16 protein-coding genes are annotated in these 19,111 nt (G+C 68.7%); 13 read left to right on the top strand and 3 right to left on the bottom strand.

What is annotated here, in order from left to right:
• The 4 genes from CQ040_RS16315 to CQ040_RS16300 form a co-directional block, all read left to right on the top strand.
• Nucleotides 1-507, top strand: a 507-nt coding sequence (locus CQ040_RS16315) for an ABC transporter ATP-binding protein (protein WP_146113930.1), incomplete at its 5' end; no start/stop codon positions are given.
• A gap of 25 nt (nt 508-532) precedes the next feature.
• Complete coding sequence (locus CQ040_RS16310; RefSeq protein ID WP_105527901.1) at nt 533-1,675, top strand: ROK family protein; 1,143 nt, start codon at nt 533-535, stop codon at nt 1,673-1,675.
• Between the two features lie 43 nt (nt 1,676-1,718).
• Entirely contained in the window at nt 1,719-2,975 is a 1,257-nt protein-coding gene (locus CQ040_RS16305) for a 6-phospho-beta-glucosidase (RefSeq protein WP_105527900.1), read from the top strand.
• Nucleotides 2,972-3,988, top strand: a complete 1,017-nt coding sequence (locus CQ040_RS16300) for an N-acetylglucosamine kinase (protein WP_258131526.1) — start codon at nt 2,972-2,974, stop codon at nt 3,986-3,988. Before CQ040_RS16305 ends, CQ040_RS16300 begins: the two co-directional genes overlap by 4 nt.
• 80 nt (nt 3,989-4,068) lie before the next feature.
• On the opposite strand, the gene CQ040_RS16295 is transcribed toward CQ040_RS16300, so the two are convergent.
• Nucleotides 4,069-7,755: a multifunctional oxoglutarate decarboxylase/oxoglutarate dehydrogenase thiamine pyrophosphate-binding subunit/dihydrolipoyllysine-residue succinyltransferase subunit gene (locus CQ040_RS16295; protein ID WP_105527898.1), complete on the bottom strand. Its 3,687-nt coding sequence runs from the start codon at nt 7,753-7,755 to the stop codon at nt 4,069-4,071.
• A 159-nt stretch (nt 7,756-7,914) separates the two neighbouring features.
• Here CQ040_RS16295 and CQ040_RS16290 point away from each other — a divergent pair, with 159 nt between their 5' ends.
• From CQ040_RS16290 to CQ040_RS16280, 3 genes are all read left to right on the top strand, one after another.
• Entirely contained in the window at nt 7,915-9,369 is a 1,455-nt protein-coding gene (locus CQ040_RS16290) for a GuaB1 family IMP dehydrogenase-related protein (RefSeq protein WP_105527897.1), read from the top strand.
• Between the two features lie 114 nt (nt 9,370-9,483).
• Complete coding sequence (locus CQ040_RS16285) at nt 9,484-10,800, top strand: hemolysin family protein (protein WP_105527896.1); 1,317 nt, start codon at nt 9,484-9,486, stop codon at nt 10,798-10,800.
• Complete coding sequence (locus CQ040_RS16280) at nt 10,797-11,858, top strand: hemolysin family protein (RefSeq protein ID WP_028502964.1); 1,062 nt, start codon at nt 10,797-10,799, stop codon at nt 11,856-11,858. Before CQ040_RS16285 ends, CQ040_RS16280 begins: the two co-directional genes overlap by 4 nt.
• 67 nt (nt 11,859-11,925) lie before the next feature.
• Here CQ040_RS16280 and CQ040_RS16275 read toward each other — a convergent pair whose 3' ends face one another.
• The gene (locus CQ040_RS16275) at nt 11,926-12,993 is read right to left on the bottom strand and encodes an NADH:flavin oxidoreductase/NADH oxidase (RefSeq protein ID WP_105527895.1); all 1,068 of its coding nucleotides are present in this window, start codon (nt 12,991-12,993) and stop codon (nt 11,926-11,928) included.
• Between the two features lie 56 nt (nt 12,994-13,049).
• On the opposite strand from CQ040_RS16275, the gene CQ040_RS16270 reads away from it, so the two are divergent.
• The 6 genes from CQ040_RS16270 to CQ040_RS16245 are packed head-to-tail and all read left to right on the top strand — an operon-like array spanning nt 13,050 to nt 17,793.
• Entirely contained in the window at nt 13,050-13,883 is an 834-nt protein-coding gene (locus tag CQ040_RS16270; protein ID WP_105527894.1) for an NAD(P)H-hydrate dehydratase, read from the top strand.
• Nucleotides 13,880-15,115 carry a hypothetical protein gene (locus tag CQ040_RS16265; protein WP_105527893.1) on the top strand — a complete coding sequence of 412 codons (1,236 nt, stop codon included), beginning with the start codon at nt 13,880-13,882 and terminating at the stop codon, nt 15,113-15,115. Before CQ040_RS16270 ends, CQ040_RS16265 begins: the two co-directional genes overlap by 4 nt.
• Nucleotides 15,116-15,119: 4 nt before the next feature.
• Nucleotides 15,120-15,464 (top strand): thiamine-binding protein, encoded by a 345-nt coding sequence (locus tag CQ040_RS16260; RefSeq protein ID WP_105527892.1) that lies wholly within the window; start codon nt 15,120-15,122, stop codon nt 15,462-15,464.
• Entirely contained in the window at nt 15,457-15,933 is a 477-nt protein-coding gene (locus CQ040_RS16255; RefSeq protein ID WP_105527891.1) for a GNAT family N-acetyltransferase, read from the top strand. Before CQ040_RS16260 ends, CQ040_RS16255 begins: the two co-directional genes overlap by 8 nt.
• A 9-nt stretch (nt 15,934-15,942) precedes the next feature.
• Nucleotides 15,943-17,172, top strand: coding sequence for an MFS transporter (locus tag CQ040_RS16250; protein ID WP_105527890.1), 1,230 nt, complete (start codon nt 15,943-15,945; stop codon nt 17,170-17,172).
• Nucleotides 17,173-17,181: 9 nt separating this feature from the next.
• On the top strand, nt 17,182-17,793 hold the full coding sequence (locus CQ040_RS16245) for an NUDIX domain-containing protein (protein ID WP_105527889.1): 612 nt from the start codon (nt 17,182-17,184) through the stop codon (nt 17,791-17,793).
• Nucleotides 17,794-17,803: 10 nt separating this feature from the next.
• Here CQ040_RS16245 and CQ040_RS16240 read toward each other — a convergent pair whose 3' ends face one another.
• A complete protein-coding gene (locus tag CQ040_RS16240; protein WP_105527888.1) occupies nt 17,804-19,009 on the bottom strand; it encodes a homoserine O-acetyltransferase in 1,206 nt (401 codons plus the stop codon).
• Nucleotides 19,010-19,111 lie beyond the last annotated feature (102 nt).

Here is a 19,111-nt window from a genome sequence, read left to right as displayed (position 1 = left end):
CCGATCCGCCTGCACCACCCGGAACTCTCCCGCACCCAGGTGCGGGAGCGGGCCGTGGAACTACTGGAGCGGGTGCGTCTCACCCCGGGGGAGAGTTTCGCGGAGCGTCGCCCGCACGAACTGTCCGGCGGGCAGCGGCAGCGTGTCGCGATCGCCCGGGCGTTGGCCCCGGGCGCTCGGTTCATCGTCGCCGACGAGCCGGTGTCCATGCTCGACGTGTCGATCCGGTTGGGGGTACTGAACCTGCTCGCGGATCTGCAGCGTGAGGAGAACCTGGGCGTGTTGTACATCACGCATGATCTGGCCACGGCGAGGCATTTCTCGGATGAGATCATGGTGCTCTACAAGGGTGATGTCGTCGAACGGGGCCCCGCGGACGAGGTCATCCTGAACCCGCAGCACGAGTACACCAAGACGCTCCTCGGCGCGGCACCCGAGCCCGACAACCTCGGCCGCCTCCGCGACGAAGTCCGCACCGAACTCGGCATCGAACTCGGCACCGCCTGACCAGGCCGCTCGGAAGGAACAGTACATGTCACAGATCGACCCGGGAACCTCGGCCTGGTTGCGCACCAGGAACGACCGCGAGGCGTTTCGGCTGATCCTCGAGCACGGCTCGCTCACGCGGACCCGTCTGGGCGAGCTGTCGGGGATGTCGAAACCGACGGCTACGCAGATGATCGCGCGACTCGAGCGCGCCGAGCTGGTTCTGCCGGTCGGCGAGGTCGCGGGCAGTCGTGGTCCGAGCGCGGTCAGCTGGGGCGTGCGGACCGACCGTGTGGCCGGCGTCGCGGTGAACATGCTCGACGGCAGCATCCAGGCGTCTCTCGTCGACGCGGCAGGATCCGAGTATCCGATCGTCGATCTGCCGGTGCAGGGGGAGGAGCGTTCGCCCGAGCACGACATCGCCCGCGCCATCGACGCCGCGTGTGCAGCGGCCGGCGCAGACCGCGACACCATCGAGACGGTGACCGTTGCGGTGCAGGCGGCCGTCAGCCGCGGACAGGACACGCTGTCGCTGACCGACTCCCTGCCGGGCTGGCCGGCCTTCGGCGCCAGGGCACGGATCGAAGCCGAGCTCGGCGTCTCGGTGACTCTGGAGAACGACGTGAACCTCGCCACGATGGCTGAGCGTGCCGTCGGAGTCGCGCAGGAGGTCGACAGCTTCGCGTTCCTCTGGGTCGGGGTCGGCCTCGGCGTCGGCGTCGACCTCGGTGGCACGATCCATCGGGGTGCGCACGGGAGCGCAGGCGAGATCGGCTACCTGACGGTTTCCGCAGGTACGGGAGAGCCCGGCGCCGTCACCACCGACTTGCTCGGCTCTCAGGTCGTCCTCGACCTCCTGCGCGAGCGTGGCGTCGACTATCCGCAGGACATCCTGGCTCTTGCCGACGACGAACAGGCGCTGCACACGGTCGCCGACCGGATCGCGTTGACCATCGAGCCGGTACTCGTGGTGCTAGACCCCGCGATGATCGTGCTCGGCGGTCCCACGGGCCTGGCCGGAGGCCGCCGTCTCGCCGAGCTCGTCGCGGAAAGGGCCGCGGCCGAAGAACGACCGGTCCCCGAGGTGCGCCTCAGCGGTACCGGCGAGAGCGCTGTACTCGTCGGCGCCCGTCGACTGCTCGTCGAGCAGATCCGCACCATTCTCGAAGAACGCATCCCCACAGACTGACGCCCATCGACGGGCGGATGACCCTCAGGAACAAGGAGACCAGATGAAACTGGCCATCGTCGGCGGAGGATCGACGTACACCCCGGAGCTGATCGACGGCTTCATCCGCCTGCAGCGCGAGCTTCCCATCGAAGAGCTCGTGCTCGTAGACACGGACCCGAGGCGTCTGGAGCTCGTCGGCGCCGTGTCGCGTCGCATGCTGGCCCGAGGCGGGCATCCGGCTCGACTGATCACGACCGACGACCTCGTCGCCGGCGTGAGCGACGCCGATGCCGTGCTCATCCAGCTGCGGGTCGGCGGCCAGGACGCACGGGAGCAGGACGAGAGCTGGCCGCACGACGTGGACTGCATCGGGCAGGAGACGACGGGGCCGGGCGGGCTCGCGAAGGCGCTGCGGACCGTCCCGGTGGTGCTCCGCATCGCCGATGTGGTTCGCCGGCATGCCAAGCCCGACGCCTGGATCGTCGACTTCACCAACCCGGTCGGCATCGTCACGCGTGCGCTGTTGCAGGCCGGACACCGTGCCGTCGGTCTCTGCAACGTCGCGATCGGCTTCCAGCGGCGATTCGCGGAGGAAGCCGGAGTCGAACCGGATCGGGTGGCGCTCGCCCACGTGGGACTCAACCACCTCACGTGGGAACGCGGCGTCTTCATCGACGGCGTCGACCGGCTTCCCGAGGCACTCGAGACCCGCGTCGGAGAACTGGCGGACACGGTCGAGCTCGCACCGGCACTGCTCGCCCAGCTGGGAGTGATCCCTTCGTACTACCTGCGCTACTACTACGCCCATGACGAGGTGCTGCACGAACAGCGGCACAACGCCACCAGAGCGGCAGAAGTGCGTGCGATCGAGAACGAGCTCCTCGGCCTCTACGCCGATCCGAGCGTCGACACCAAGCCCGCGATCCTCGAGAAGCGCGGCGGCGCCTTCTACTCCGAGGCGGCGATCGAGCTGCTCCTCGCGATCCGTGGCGGCACAGACCTGCCGCGTGTGGTCAACATGCGCAATGACGGTGTGCTGCCGTTCCTCCCCGACGATCACGTGATCGAGGTACCGGCCCGTCACGTCGGCGGGCGATTCGTGGCCGAGCCGGTCGCTGCCCTCCCCGACGACATCAGCGGTCTGATCAGCGCGGTGGCCGGATATGAACGCCTCGCGCTGGATGCGGCGATCGGCGGCGGACGCGACCGGGTGCTGCGCGCGATGCGGGCGCATCCGCTCGTGCTGCAGCATGAGCGCGCGGAGAAGCTGACCGACCTGCTCCTGGCCGCCAACGCGCGATTCCTGGAGTGGGCGTGAGCGTCCGGGGGCGACCTGCGCTGGTTCTGGCGGTCGATGGAGGAGGTTCGAAGACCGACGTCGTGCTTCTCGACACCGATGGTGAGGTGCTGGCATGGGAGCGCGGCGCAGGGTCCAGCCCGCAGATCGACGGCCTGGACGAGTCTGTCCGGGTGATCGATGACCTCGTACGTCGCGCGCTCGGCGACCACGAGCCCCGTGAGCTCGCCGAAGTCGGCCTGTACCTCTCCGGTCTCGATCTCGCCGAGGAGATCGCGTCGTTCCGGGCGGCGATCTCGCCCCTGCCCTGGGCGGATGAGGCTGCAGTCGAGAACGACCTGCATGCGCTCCTTCGTGCCGGGACCGACGCGGAGGACGCGATCGCGGTGATCTGCGGCACCGGGATGAACGCGATCGGTGTCCGTGCAGACGGCGCTCAGGTGCGTTTTCCCGCACTCGGTCCGCTTTCGGGCGACTGGGGAGGCGGGGCCGAACTGGGCGACGCCGTCGTCTGGCATGCCGCCCGCGCCGAGGACGGTCGAGGGCCGGACACCGCGCTCGTCGCACTGCTCCTTCGGGCGACCGGAGCACCATCGGTCGCGTCACTCATCGAAGACGTGCACCTCGGGCGCCGCCAGGAGCAGAGCTTCGCGGCGCTCGCCCCGGTGCTGTTCGAGGCGGCAGCGGCAGGAGACGCGGTCGCGCGCGGCATCGTGCAGCGGCAGGCCGACGAGGTCGTCGCATTCGTGCGCGCCTGTGTGACTCGGCTCGAACTGCGCGACGCCGCGGTGCCGGTATTGTTCGGCGGAGGTGTTGCTCGGGGACGGGATCGACTTCTGCTCGAGAGCATCCGCTCCGGCTTGAAGGAGCATGCGCCTGCGGCGTTCCTGCAGATCGTCGATGCCCCACCTGTGCTCGGGGCGGCTCTGCTCGTGCTGGGCGCTGCGGGGGCGGACGCAGCGGCTTTGGCGCGTGCGCGAGTCGAGCTGAGTTCCGATCTGCGTGTCGCACCGGCGCCGGTGATCGTCGGCTGAACCGGCCGCAGGCCGCCTTCGGCTGAGACGAGAACGGGCGCCACGACCTGAGTCGTGGCGCCCGTTCTTCGTATGGGAGGTCAGTCGATCGTCACGGCCGCGCGGATCAGCGCCGCCTGCTCCGCAGCGTGGACCTTCGACGACCCGGTCGCCGGCGATGCCGATGCCGAGCGTGCGATCGGACGGAACGAACGGTCTCCGGGAACATCGGCGAAGGCGAGAGCAAGGAACGGCCAGGCGCCCTGGTTCTCCGGCTCCTCCTGCACCCACACCAGCTCGGCGTTCGGGTAGGAGTCGGTGATGGCCTTGAGCTCGTCGATCGGCGTCGGGTACAGCTGCTCGAGCCGGACCAACGCGACCTCGGGGTTCGGGTTCTTCTCGAGCTCGGCCCGCAGATCCCAGTGCACCTTGCCGGAGTGCACGAGTACGCGCTTGACGGCGGAGCGGTCGAGGCCGCGGTTGTCGTCGATCACCGGCTCGAAGCGACCCTGAGTGAACGCCTCGACAGGGCTCGTCGCTCCGCGCAGACGCAGCATCGCCTTGGGGGTGAACACGATCAGCGGCTTGCGCGGACGTGCATAGGCCTGGCGGCGCAGCAGGTGGAAGTACGACGCGGGGGTCGACGGGCGCGCGACGATCATGTTCTCCTGCGCGCACAGCTGCAGGAAGCGCTCGATGCGAGCGGACGAGTGGTCCGGTCCCTGACCCTCATAGCCGTGGGGGAGGAGCAGTGCGACGCTTGACTGCTGACCCCACTTCTGCTCGGCGGCCGAGATGTACTCATCGATGACCGACTGGGCGCCGTTGACGAAGTCGCCGAACTGCGCCTCCCAGAGGACGAGTGCCTCGGGAGCCTCCACAGAGTAGCCGTACTCGAAGCCGAGGGCGGCGTACTCGCTGAGCAGCGAGTCGTAGACGAAGAAGCGTCCCTGCGCGTCGGAGAGGTTCGACAGCGGCAGCCATTCCTGGCCGTTCGAACGGTCGTGCAGGGTCGCGTGGCGCTGCACGAACGTGCCACGACGCGCATCCTGACCGGCGAGGCGCACCGGGGTGCCCTCCACGAGGAGGGAGCCGAACGCGAGCAGTTCGCCGAAGCCCCAGTCGATGCCGCCGTTGCGGCTCATGTCGAGACGCTTCTCCAGCAGCTGCTGGATCTTCGGGTGCACCGTGAAGCCCTCGGGCTTGTTCACGAACGCGTCGCCGATCAGCTGGATGACCTCGCTCGGTACGCCGGTGACCTCGGGCGCGCCGACCTGATCGTCGACAGGCGGGAGCTCGGGGGCGATCGGCAGGGCGCCGGTCTCGGCGGCGTGCGTCTCGGCGAAGGCGATCTCCAGACGGTTCTGGAAGTCGGCCTTGGCCTCGTCGTACTCCTGCTCGGTGATGTCGCCGCGGCCGACGAGCGACTCGGTGTACAGGCGGCGGACGGAGCGCTTCGCCTGGATGAGGTCGGTCATCAGCGGCTGCGTCATCGAGGGGTCGTCGCCCTCGTTGTGACCGCGTCGTCGGTAGCAGACCAGGTCGATGACGACGTCGCGGTGGAAGCGCTCGCGATACTCGAAAGCGAGCTGTGCGACGTGGATCACGGCCTCCGGGTCATCACCGTTCACGTGGAACACCGGTGCCTGGATCGTCTTGGCGACGTCGGTCGCGTAGATCGAGGTGCGGCCGTCGTTCGGCGTGGTCGTGAAGCCGACCTGGTTGTTGACGACCACGTGGATCGTGCCACCGGTGCGGTAACCGCGCAGCTGCGACATCTGCAGGGTCTCGACGACGATTCCCTGGCCGGCGAAGGCCGCATCGCCGTGCACCAGGATCGGCAGCCAGGCGAACGTGCCGATCGGCTTGCGGTCCTGCTTCGCGCGGACGATGCCCTCCAGCACGCCGTCGACCGTCTCGAGGTGCGAGGGGTTGGCTGCCAGATAGACCGGGAGCTCGGACTCGTCGTCGGCGACGAAGGTGCCCTCGGTGCCGAGGTGGTACTTGACGTCGCCGGATCCACGCTGGTTGCCGGGGGTCTGGGTGCCCTCGAACTCGCGGAACACCTGACCGTACGTCTTGCCGGCGATGTTGGTGAGCACGTTCAGACGGCCGCGGTGGGCCATACCGATGGCGGCACCCTCGAGGCCCGCGGTGGCCGCACCCTGCAGGATCTCGTCGAGCAGCGGAATCAGCGACTCGCCGCCCTCGAGCGAGAAACGCTTCTGGCCGACGAACTTGGTCTGCAGGAAAGTCTCGAAGGCTTCGGCCTCGTTGAGCTTGCGGAGTACCCGCAGCTGCTCGTCGTGGCCGGGCTTCTGGTACTTGACCTCGACCTTCTCCTGGAACCAGCGACGCTGCTCCGGATCCTGGATGTGCATGTACTCGATGCCGAGCGTGCGGCAGTACGAGTCGCGGAGCACACCGAGGATGTCGCGGAGCTTCGCGATCCGGCGACCACCGAAACCACCCGTGACGAATTCACGGTCGAGGTCCCAGAAGGTGAGGCCGTGGCTCTCGATCTCGAGGTCGGGGTGCGAGCGCTGCACGTACTCGAGCGGGTCGATGTCGGCCATGAGGTGACCGCGCACGCGGAAGGAGTTGATGAGCTCCTGCACGCGGGACTGCTTGTCGACGCGCTCTGCGAGGTCGACGGCGATGTCGGGGTTCCAGCGGATCGGCGCGTAGGGGATGCGGAGGGCTGCGAAGATGTCGTCGTAGAAGCCGCGCTGTCCGATGAGCAGCTCGTGCACCTTCTTGAGGAATTCGCCGGAGCCGGCGCCCTGGATGACGCGGTGGTCGTAGGTGCTCGTGAGCGTGATCGTCTTGCCGATCGCCAGCTCGTTGAGCGTGCGTGCGCTGGCGCCCTGGAACTCGGCCGGATACTCGAGAGCACCGGCGCCGATGATGCAGCCCTGGCCCTTCATCAGGCGCGGCACGGAGTGCACGGTGCCGATGCCGCCCGGGTTGGTCAGCGACACCGTGGTGCCCTGGAAGTCGGCGGCGGTCAGCTTGTTGCCGCGGGCGCGGGTGACCAGGTCTTCATAGGCGCCGAGGTACTCGGTGAACGAGAGCGTGTCCGCGCGCTTGATGCTGGGCACCATGAGGGCGCGAGTGCCGTCGGGCTTGGGCAGGTCGATCGCGATGCCGAGGTTGACGTGCGCCGGTGCGACCACGGAGGGCTTGCCGTCGACTTCGGCGTAGAACACGTTCTGGCTGCGGAACTCGTCGAGAGTGCGGATGAGCGCCCAGCCGATGAGGTGGGTGAAGCTGATCTTGCCGCCGCGGGTGCGCGCCATGTGGTTGTTGATGACGATGCGGTTGTCGATCATCAGCTTCGCCGGCACCGTACGCACGCTGGTCGCGGTCGGGACGGTGAGCGACTCGTCCATGTTGGCGGCGAGGGTCTTGGGCAGCCCGCGCAGCGGGGTGACCTTGTCCTCATCGACGGGGGACGGAGCCTCTTTCGACTCGGACTTCGCGGCGGGCTTCGGCGCCTGCGCGGGGATCGGGGCCGCAGCGGCGGGCTTGGCCGTCGTACGGGCCACCGGCTGGGAGCCGATCACGGGGATGGGAGCCGTGACGGGATGGGCCGGCTGTGCCGGTGCGTCTGTGGATGCAGAGGGAGCGGCGGATGCCGTGTCGGAGTGGTACTTCTCGAGGATCGGCCACCATTCCTTGTCGACGGAATCGCGGTTCATCTTGAACTGCTCGTAGAGCTCTTCAACGAGCCAGGAATTGGCTCCGAACCCCCCGTCGCCGCCGACGCCGGTCACCTGGTTCGACACTCTCGATCGCCCTCTTTCATCGCTGAAGCTCTTCGGTGCGGACGTCGACGCAGGATGCGTTCGGGCCCGCACACTCTCGACTGACAAGCCTAACGTGTTTCGCCAGGTGAATCGTCGAACCGGGCGCCCACGGCGTCGTGATCTGGGTACCGTTGAAGCATGAAGTTCTCTGGAGCGCAGCCGACCGTCGATCTGACCTACTCGGACGTCTTCCTTGTGCCGCGCCGATCCGCGGTCACCAGCCGTCTCCAGGTCGATCTCGCCCCGCAGGACGGCACACCTGCGACCCTGCCACTCGTGGCCGCGAACATGAATTCCGTGACCGGTCCTCGTATCGCAGCGGTGCTCGCACGGCGTGGCGCGCTCGGAGTCCTCCCGCAGGACCTGCCGCTGCAGGATCTGGATGCCGCGATCCGTGAGGTGAAGTCGCAGCCGGTGCTCTGGGACACCCCGATCGTGCTTCCCCCAGAGGCATCTGCCGCCGATGCGCTGCGTCTGCTCCCTGCGACGAGCGGACACGGGATCGTCGTCGCGCGCGGGTCGGCGCCGATCGACGTCGCGGACATCCTCGGCATCCTTCCCGCGACCAGGCTCGCGACGGCGTTGCCCGATGCCCAGCTCGGCGATCTCGTGCACCGCGGCACGCCGTCCATCGACGCGGAGGACATCGGGTCGGAGCGGCACGCGTTCGACGTCATCACCGACGCGGACGTCGAGATGGTGACCGTCGTGCACCACGGTCATCTCGTCGGCACATTGAGCGCACGCAGCGCGTTGCGCTCGACTCTGTACCGTCCTGCCGTCGACACCGATGGCCGGCTCGCCGTCGCCGCGGCTGTCGGGATCAACGGCGATGTCGCCGCGAAGGCCAAGGCGCTGGCAGCGGCCGGAGTGGACGTGCTGGTCGTCGACACGGCGCACGGGCATCAGGAGGGCATGCTGCGGGCACTGCGCGCAGTCGCCGAGCTCGGCCTCGGTCTGCCGGTCGTGGCCGGCAACGTCGTCACCGCCGACGGCGTCGCCGACCTGGTCGACGCGGGTGCCTCGATCCTCAAGGTCGGCGTGGGTCCTGGCGCGATGTGCACCACCCGCATGATGACCGCGGTCGGTCGCCCGCAGTTCTCCGCCGTGCTCGAGACCGCGCAGGCGGCGCGCGAGCTCGGCGCGCATGTGTGGGCCGACGGCGGAGTGCGCTACCCGCGTGACGTTGCCCTCGCTCTCGCTGCCGGCGCGGCATCCGTCATGGTCGGATCCTGGTTCGCCGGGACGATCGAGGCGCCGGGAGAGCTGCAGCGCGATGCCGAGGGACGCCTGTTCAAGGAATCCTGGGGCATGGCATCGACCAAGGCGGTACAGGCGCGCTTCGGTCGGCTCGACGCCTATGAGCGTGCGCGCAAGGAGCTCTTCGCCGAAGGCATCTCCTCGTCGAAGATCTACCTCGACCCGCTGCGCCCCGGCATCGAGGATCTACTCGACATGATCACCTCGGGTGTGCGCTCGTCGTTCACCTACGCGGGTGCCGCATCCGTGCCGGAGTTCCATGACCGCGCGGTGGTGGGTCTGCAGTCGGCAGCGGGCTACGAGGAAGGCAAGGCGCTTCCGGTCAGCTGGTGATCGGGCGAGCGCACACCCAGCCGTCTTCGGTACAATCGTCGGCATAATGGACGACCCTCCCAGTTGTAGAACATCGCCCCACTGTCCGCCTCTCTCACACGAGAGGAACCGCTGATGGACTACATCATGTTGGGCGTGGGGCTTCTGCTCACGGTCGGCACCGGCCTCTTCGTCGCGAGCGAGTTCGCGCTGGTGAACCTCGATCGCGCCGATCTCGAGGCCAGGCAGGCGCGAGGAGAATCGCGGCTCTCGCTCACGATCAGCGCCCTCAGGCACACCTCGACGCATCTGTCCGCTGCCCAGCTCGGCATCACGCTGACGACGCTGCTCACCGGATACACGATGGAGCCGGCACTGTCGAACCTGCTCCGCCCGACACTTCACACGTGGAACTTCCCCGAAGCGGCGATAGCGCCCTTCGCGACCATCGTGGCGATGCTGGTCGCCACCGTGCTCTCGATGATCCTCGGTGAGCTGGTCCCCAAGAACTTCGCTCTCGCCCTGCCGCTCGCCACGGCGAAGCTCGTCATCCCCTTCCAGGTGGCGTTCACGACCGTCTTCAAGCCCGCAGTCGTCGTGCTCAACGGCAGCGCGAACGGCGTGCTGCGCAGCATGGGGATCGAACCGAAGGAAGAACTCTCCGGCGCCCGCAGCGCCGAGGAACTGTCCTCGCTCGTCCGTCGCTCCGCGAACGCAGGTCTGCTGGAAGCCGACACCGCCTCGCTGCTCGATCGCACCCTGATGTTCTCGCGGCTCACCGCCGCCGATGTGATGACGGCTCGCCCGAGCATGCACGCGATCGCCGCCGGCGACTCCGCGGACGACGTCATCCAGCTCGCGCGACGCACCGGCCACAGCCGCTTCCCCGTGTATGACGAAGATCTCGACGACATCATGGGCGTCGTGCACTTGAAGGCGGCGATCTCGGTTCCGCGCGAGCGTCGAACGGAGGTTCCCGTCGGTGCACTTGCGACCGAGCCGCTCCGCGTTCCGGAGACCGCGCACGTCGACGGTCTGATCGCGGAGCTCCGTGCCCGCGGCTACCAGCTCGCCGTCGTCGTCGACGAGTACGGCGGTACTGCCGGACTCGTGACGTTGGAAGACCTGGTGGAGGAACTCGTCGGCGAAGTGTCCGACGAGCACGACCGCACCAGGGCCGGTGTCATCCGCAATCGCGAGGGCGTCACGTTCCCCGGTGAGCTGCGACCGGACGAGCTGCGCCGCCGAGCCGGAGTCGAGGTGCCGGAAGGCGATGTGTACGACACGGTCGGTGGCTACGTCATGAGCGTGCTCGAACGAGTCCCCTCGGTCGGCGACGAGGTGCCGCTGGACAGCGGCACCCTGCAGGTGGTCCGGATGGACGGCAGGCGCGTCGATCGAGTCCGCTACGTTCCGAGTCCGGTCGACGGCGCAGAGGAGGCCACCCGATGAACGATTGGGGAGGACTCGCCTGGCTCGTCGTGCTGCTGGTCGCGAACGCGTTCTTCGTCGGCGCCGAGTTCGCGGTGATCTCCGCGAGGCGCTCGCAGATCGAGCCCCGCGCCGATCAGGGTTCACGTGCGGCCAAGACGGCGCTATACGCGATGGAGCACGCGACGCTCATGCTCGCGACGTCGCAGCTCGGCATCACGATCTGCTCGCTGCTCATCCTGAATGTCTCCGAACCTGCGATCCACCACCTGCTCTCCGTTCCGCTGCACGCGCTCGGCTGGCCGGATGGTGCCGTCGACGCGGTCTCGTTCACGATCGCGCTGCTGATCGTGTCGTTCCTGCATGTGGTGTTCGGTGAGATGGTGCCGAAGAACCTGGCGTTCTCGGTCCCGGATCGAGCCGTGCTGATCCTCGCGCCGCCGCTCGTGTGGGTGTCGAAGGTCTTCATGCCGGTGATCTGGGTGCTCAACGCGGCGGCGAACGGCGTGCTGCGCCTGTTCCGTGTCGAGCCGAAGAACGAGGCGGCATCGACGTTCACGCTCGACGAGGTCGCGACCATCGTCAGCCAGTCTCGACGTGAGGGTCTTCTCATGGATACGGCGGGAACGGTCGCCGCTGCGGTCGAGTTCACCGACAAGAAGGCGCGTGACGTCGCGGTGCCGCTGAGCGATCTGGTGACACTGCCGCAGTCGACCACCCCGGACGACATCGAGAAGGCCGTCGCCCGCTACGGCTTCTCGCGCTACGTGATCGTCGACGACGAAGCGGTGCCGATCGGATACGTGCACCTGAAGGACATCCTTCGCGCGTCCGAGGGCCCGGATGCGGAGACCAAGATGGTCGAACCGCTCCCTGCCAAGCGCATCCACCACATGGTGCCGGTGCAGGAGGACACCGACCTGGAGGACGCCCTCGCAGTCATGCGCCGTGCGGGCCGGCACCTGGCCAAGGTGCGCGACGCCCAGGGGAACACGACCGCCGTGCTGTTCCTGGAAGACATCCTGGAGGAACTGGTCGGAGAGGTGCAGGACGCGACCCGTCGATTCCGCGGACGCTGATCCAGGAACGCAGTTCGAAGGCCGTCGACCCCTCAGGGGGTCGACGGCCTTCGTCATGAAGGAGCGCTCAGCGCGGGCGTGCGCGCTCGTACTGCGGTGGCCACGTGATCTCGGTGCCCAGCTCGTGCGCGGCCCGAAGTGCGAAATGCGGGTCGCGCAGCCACTCCCGCCCGGCGAAGATCGCATCAGCCGCACCATCGACGAGTACCTGCTCGGCCTGTGCGGCCGCGGTGATGAGACCGACCGCCGACACCGGGATCCGGCCGCCCTGCCGCACGGCCTCGGCGAGAGGCACCTGGTATCCCGGGAAGACACTGATCTGCTGGTGCGCGACGAGGCCTCCGCTGGAGACATCGATGAGGTCGGCTCCGCGCTGCGCCGCCCATCCGCCGACTGCGGCCGCCTCCTCGGGCGTGAAGCCGCCCTCTGCGTGGTCGGTGGCCGAGATCCGGACGAACAGTGGCACCTCGGCGCCGGCGGTCTCACGCACGGCTTCCACGACGCGCAGGAGCAGTCGCGCGCGGTTCTCGAGGCTGCCCCCGTACTCGTCGTCGCGAAGGTTCGACAGCGGCGAGAGGAACTGGTGCAGGAGGTAGCCGTGCGCGCCGTGGATCTCCAGCACGTCGAAGCCGGCATCGAGTGCACGGCGTGCCGATGCCGCGAAGGCCTCGACCACCCGATCGATGCCCGCGATGTCGAGGGCGACCGGCTCGTCGAAGCCGTCGAACGCGATCGCCGATGGTGCGGATGTCTGCCATCCTCCCGCGGCATCCGGCACGGATCCTCGCTCCGCGGCCCACGGCCACCAGGTCGATGCCTTGCGTCCCGCGTGCGCGAGCTGGATCCCGGCGTGGGCTCCGCGGTCGTGGATCGCCCGGACGATGGGGGCCAGGGCGTCGCGCTGCTCGTCGTTCCACAGTCCGACGTCGCGCGGAGAGATCCGACCCTCCGGGACGACGGCGGTCGCCTCCGCGTTGATGAGGCCGGCGCCGCCGGAGGCGAACTGGGTGAGATGTGTGTGATGCCACTCCTGCACGACGCCGTCGACCGCGCTGTACATGCACATCGGAGAGACCCAGAGGCGGTTGCGGAAATGGACGGAACGGATGCTCAACGGGGAGAAGAGAAGACTCACCATTCGACGCTACCGCCGCGCGGGTGCAGGACGGGCCGTCGCACTAACGTGGAGTCATGTTCGAGGTGCACGAATGGACACGCGGCGACACGGCGCGGTTGTTCCGTGCACCGACCGTGGATGACGACAAGTACGCCCGCGGCGTCGTGGCCCTTCGCACCGGATCACCCGCCTATCCCGGCGCCGCAGTGCTCGGCGTCGAGGCAGCATGGCGAACGGGGGCCGGTTTCGTCCGTTACGTGGGCGCGGAGCGGGTGGCGGATGCCGTTCTCGCCCGACGCCCGGAGACGGTGGTCGGGGCGGATGCGGGCCGCTCGCGGGTCGACGCCTGGGTAATCGGCTCGGGGACCGACCCGACACACCGCAGCGAGGCCGAGTCCAGCGCGCTGCGTGAGGTCCTCTCCGGCACGGCCAGCGTCGTGATCGACGCCGGAGCGCTCGACCTCGCCGAGGGGACGACAGCGCCGTTCCTCGTGACGCCCCACGCATGGGAGTTCGCCCGGCTGCAGGAGAAGCTCGGAGTCTCCTTGACCGAGGAGGATCGCGCGCAGGCCGCGCGGCACATGGCCGGCGCACTCGGGGGCACCGTGCTGCTCAAGGGGGCCCGCACGCTGATCGCGGCCCCGGACGGAACTGTCATCGCCGTCGACGCGGGGACCGGATGGCTGGCCACCGCGGGGACGGGAGACGTGCTCGCCGGAGTGCTGGGCGCAGTGCTCGCGGCGAATCCCGCAAGCCCGATCGCCGAGGTCGCCGCCGCAGGAGCGTGGGTGCACGGTCATGCCGGCCGGATCGCCGCCGGGATGCGCGACGGCGGGGCGGGCCATCCGATCGTCGCGATGGATGTCGCGGAAGCCCTGCCGTACGCGGTCGCGGACGTTCTGGCATGAACCGCGCCTCGACGATCAGGGTCGCGGTGCTGTGGTGCGCGTTCCTGTTCGTGCATCTGCTCACCGCCTGGCTCGGCTGGGTGTACCCGAGCCAGCCCATGGGCGACGTCGTGCTCGTCTACGAGCCCTGGGCGTCATCGGCGCTCGGCGGCGGACCGATCGTCGGCATCACCGAGACGTGGGTCTACCCGCAAGTCGCCCTCGTGCCGATGCTCATCGCCGCCGCACTCGCCGCCCCCCTCGTGCCGGTTCTCGGCGTCTCGAGTGCCTACCTGGTGGGGTGGGCCGCGCTGGTGATCATCCTCGACGCGATCGCCTTCGGTGTGCTCGTCGGGCGTTCTCCGTCTCACGCGCGAAGGGTCGCGGCCTGGTTCTGGTGCGCCGCACTGCTTCTGCTCGGCCCCATCGCGCTGTACCGGATCGACGCGATCACGGTGCCGCTTGCGGTGATCGGCGGACTCTGGCTCGTGTCGCGACCGGCTCTCGGCGCCGCGATCCTCACGATCGGCGCCTGGATCAAGATCTGGCCCGGCGCGCTCGTGCTCGCAGCGGTCGTCGCGGTACGGGCGCGCGTGCGAGTCGTGCTCGCCGCAGCCGTCGTCACCGCCGGGGTCGTCGCGGCGCTGTTCCTCCTCGGAGCGGACACCGAGATCCTCGGATTCCTGACTGAGCAGACCGGGCGGGGACTGCAGATCGAGGCCGTGGCGGCGACGCCCTTCCTCTGGCTCGCCGTCGCCGGGGCCGCACGAATCGAGTACAGCTTCGAGATCCTCACCTTCCAGATCACCGCGCCGGGGGTGGATGCCGTCGCTGCGGCGCTCACACCGTTGATGGTGATCGCGGTGCTGGCAGTCACCGCGCTCGGTGCGTTCAAGGCTGCGCGCGGGGCATCGTTCCCGAGGTTGTTCCCGCCGCTCGCTCTCACCCTGGTCACGCTGCTCATCGTCACCAACAAGGTCGGGTCTCCGCAGTTCCAGACCTGGCTGATCGCCCCGGTGATCCTGTGGATGGTGCTCGACCGAGTCAGGGCGCGAGTGCCGGCGGTCGTCGTCCTCGCGCTCTGCCTGCTCACCTGCATGGTCTATCCGCTCGGCTACGACGCCCTGCTGCGCGCCGACGCCCTCGTCGTCGCAGTGCTCACTGTGCGGAACATCCTCCTCGTCGTCCTTCTCATCCTCGGAGTCCGCGCTCTTCTGCGCGTGCCCGTCCGTCAACCGAAACCCCAGGAGTGAAACCATGCTGATCGCCTTCTCCGTCGCCCCGAGCGGTATCCCGGCCGAAGGGACAGAGCGCACCGACGCCTCCGTGCACGATGCGGTGGCAGCTGCCGTGCGCGTCGTACGTGAGTCGGGACTGCCGCACCGCACCACGAGCATGTTCACCGAGATCGAGGGCCCCGACTGGGACACGGTGATGGACGTCGTGAAGCGCGCGACCGAGGCGGTCATGCCGTTCGGGTCGCGGGTCTCGCTCGTGCTCAAGGCCGACATCCGCCCCGGGTATTCCGGGGAGCTCGACGCGAAGATCGAGCGTCTGGAGGCGGCGATCGAGGAATCGGCGCCCGAGCAGTCCGGTGACTGATCCCCGTTCGTCCGTCGCGGTCGCTCTCCGCCCGGCGTCGGCCGACGATGTCGAGTGGATCGCCGAGTTGCGGGCCGACGTGCTCCGCGACGACCTGGAGCGGCTCGGGCGTTACGACGAGACCCGTGTCCGGCAGCGGTTCCGTGATGCGTTCGAGCCGGCCGACACCCGGATCATCGTCGTGGACGGGGCCGATGTCGGCTCAGTCGCCATCCGTCCGGACGGCGATGCCTGCTGGCTGGAGCACTTCTACATCGCGACCTCTTACCAGGGGCGCGGTGTCGGCAGTCGCATCCTGGCGATCCTCCTCGACGACGCTGTGATGTACAGGCTCAACGTGCTCCAGGGCAGTCCGGCACGCGGGCTCTACGAGCGCCACGGGTTCGTCGTCGAGACCCAGGATGACGTGGATGTCTTCATGAGGCGCGACCGCACGGGGCGCGCGATCGAGGAGTCCGACGGCCGCTAAGCTGATCCGGTGAATCCCTCGACTGAATCGAGGGGTGCGGCGAAGTGGGCGCTCCTCTCTCTCGCCATCGGCAGCTTCGGCATCGGCATGACCGAATTCGTGGTCATGGGCCTGCTGCCCAACATCGCCGCCGACCTGCTGCCCTCCCTCTGGGCGACCAGCCAGGAAGATGCGCTGAGCCAAGCCGGTTGGCTGATCTCGCTGTACGCGCTCGGAGTGGTGGTCGGTGCACCGACCATCGCCGGCTTCGTCGCGCGCTACCCGCGGCATCGAGTGATGATCGTGCTCGCCCTCGCCTTGACGGTGTTCAACGCGTTGACGGTGTTCCTGCCGACGTTCGAGCTCGTCGCGGCGTCACGGTTCCTCGCCGGGCTCCCGCACGGCGCCTACTTCGGCATCGGCGCACTCGTCGCCGCCGATGTGATGGGGCCGGGCAACCGTGCCAAGGGCGTGGCGTTCATCCTCACCGGGCTCACCGTCGCCAATGTCGTCGGCGTGCCGCTGGGGACCTTCCTCGGGCAGCAGTGGGGTTGGCGCGCCGCTTTCGCCGTCGTGGCGCTGGTGTTCGCCCTCGCGACCGTCTGCATCGCACTGTTCGTCCCGGAGCACCCCGGCGACCCCGGCCGCACGATGCGGCAGGAGCTGCGGGTCTTCCGCATCCCTCAGGTGTGGTTCACGCTCGGCGTCGGTGCGATCGGCTTCGGCGGCTTCTTCGCGGTCTACAGCTACATCGCGCCTCTGGTGACCGAGGTCGCGGGGTCACCGGAATGGGCAGTGCCGATCATCCTCGTGCTGATGGGGATCGGAATGACCGCGGGCAACCTGGTCGGCGGGCACCTCGCCGACATCGACCTGCGACGAACGCTGCTGTTCGGGCTCGCTGCGATGACGCTCGTCTTCGCCCTGCTGGCCTTCCTGTCGTTCTGGATCGTGAGTCTGGGAGCGGTGGTGCTCGTCGTCGGGTTCGTCTCGTCCGTGTTGAGTCCGACGATCCAGACGCGCCTGATGGACGTGGCCGGCGACAACCAGTCGATCGCAGCGGCGATGAACCACTCCGCCCTGAACATCGGGAACAGTCTCGGTGCCTTCCTCGGAGGTGTCGTGATCTCCGTCGGCTGGGGCTTCACCGCGCCCGCGTGGGCGGGAGCGGTACTGGCCGCCGCCGGCCTGCTCATCGCACTGCTGTCATATCGCCTCGAGGCTCGTCGCCCCGCTGCAGCCGCTCTCGTCGCGTCGTAGAGTGACGGGGTGGACGCCCCTGAACACTCCCTGCCTGTCGCCGGTACCGTCGTGCTGCTGCGTGCCGCGGATCCCGGTTTCGAGGTCTTGGTGATCCGTCGACCCGATCGTGGCTCTTTCGCCGGCGCCTGGGTCTTCCCCGGTGGCAAGGTCGAATCCGGTGACCGCCGCGATCGCGCCTCGGAGGGCGAGGATGCCCGTCGGGCGGCGATCAGGGAGACCTTCGAGGAGGTGGGGCTCGTGGTCGACGGCCTCGTGGTGCTGTCCGAGTGGCAGCCGCCGATCGAGGCGCCGACACGCATCCGCACCTGGTTCTTCCTGGCGGAGGCGCCGGACGACGAGCCATCGCCCAGCGCGGATGAGGTGGCGGAGATCGCCTGGGTGACGCCGTCCGAGGCGCTGGCTCGGCACGGAGCGGGGGAGTGGATGCTCTATCCGCCGACCTGGATCACGCTGCACCAGCTCACCGCCTTCACCGACCTGGCATCCGCTCTCTCCTCCGGTGGCGCGGCACAGCTGTTCCAGACTCGAGTGCTCGACACAGCCGCCGGTCGCGACTTCGCCTGGAAGCAGGGGCGTCTCGAAGCGGGCGCGCTGCCGTGGCGGTTCATCGCCGGCTGAGCGTCGCCGCTCAGCTCTCGAGCAGCCGCCGGAGGTTCGAGCCGACGGCCTCGGTCTCGATGAGGAAGCCGTCATGCCCGAAGTCGCTGGTGACGACCACAGCTTCGCCGTCGATCACGTTCGGGATGCTGCGAGCGATGCGCTGCTGCCCGTCGACCGGGAACAGACGGTCGCTGTCGATGCCGAGCACGAGCGTCGTGGCCGTGACCGCGTGCAGCGCCTCTTCGACGCCGCCGCGTCCGCGGCCGACATCGTGCGAGTTCATGGCCTCGACGAGCGTGATGTAGCTGTTGGCGTCGAAGCGACGCGTGAACTTGTTGCCGTGGAAGTCGAGGTACGACTCGACCGCGAAGCGTCCGCCGTGTCCGAGTGGCGACACATCCGACTGCCACGACCGCTGGAAGCGCTGGTTGAGCTCGATCGGGCTGCGGTAGTTCAGCAGCGCCATCCGACGTGCCAGCGCCAGGCCTCGATGCGGACCGTCGCCGTCGCCGAGGTCGTAGTACTCGCCGCCCTGGAACCGCGGGTCCATCCGGATCGTCTCCAGCTGCACCGTGTTCAAGGCGATCTGGTCGGCGGTCGTCACCGGGGGAGAAGAGAGGACGGCGAGCCGCTGCACACGGTCGGGATGTGTCGCCGCCCACTCCAGGGCGTGCATGCCGCCCATCGATCCGCCGATGACCGCGGCCCAGCTGCCGATGCCGAGAGCGTCCGCGAGCCCGACCTGTGCCGCGACCTGATCGCGGATGGTGAGGTAGGGAAAGCGCGATGCCCATTCGTAGCCGTCGGGGGCGACGCTCGCCGGTCCCGTTGACCCCTGGCAGCCGCCCAGCATGTTCGGTGCGATCACGAACCATCGATCCGTGTCGAGAGGGGCGCCGGGGCCGGTGATGTCCTCCCACCAGCCCACGGTCGGGTGACCTGCCCCTGCGGCGCCGCGCACATGGCTGTCGCCGGTGAGCGCGTGCAGCACCAGGATGGCGTTGTCGCGGGCGGTGTTCAGCTGGCCCCAGGACTCGTAGGCGATGCGGATGCCGGGAAGCTCCGCCCCGCTCTCGGTGGCGAAGGAGCCGAATGCGGCGAAGCGCCTGCCCCCGACCGGGTCGCCGTCGCGCCACGCACCGGTCGCCGGTGGGCGGGCACGGAGCAGCCGCACGTCGGCCTCCGTCACGGGTGCCGACGGCACCGTGTCCTCGGAGGTCGTCTGCCAGTCCATGCTTCCATTGTCGCGTGGTCCAGGACCCACCGGTGGCAGGTTACGACCCGATGTCCGTTCCGGCTCTGCGGAGCCGGCCGATCGAGAAGTCGGATTCTGCGC

The sequence above is a fragment of the Microbacterium sp. MYb54 genome (genome assembly GCF_002979515.1).
Classification (GTDB): domain Bacteria; phylum Actinomycetota; class Actinomycetes; order Actinomycetales; family Microbacteriaceae; genus Microbacterium.
The sequence above is the reverse complement of the archived record's forward strand: the minus strand, read 5'-3'. Positions and strand labels throughout refer to the sequence as shown.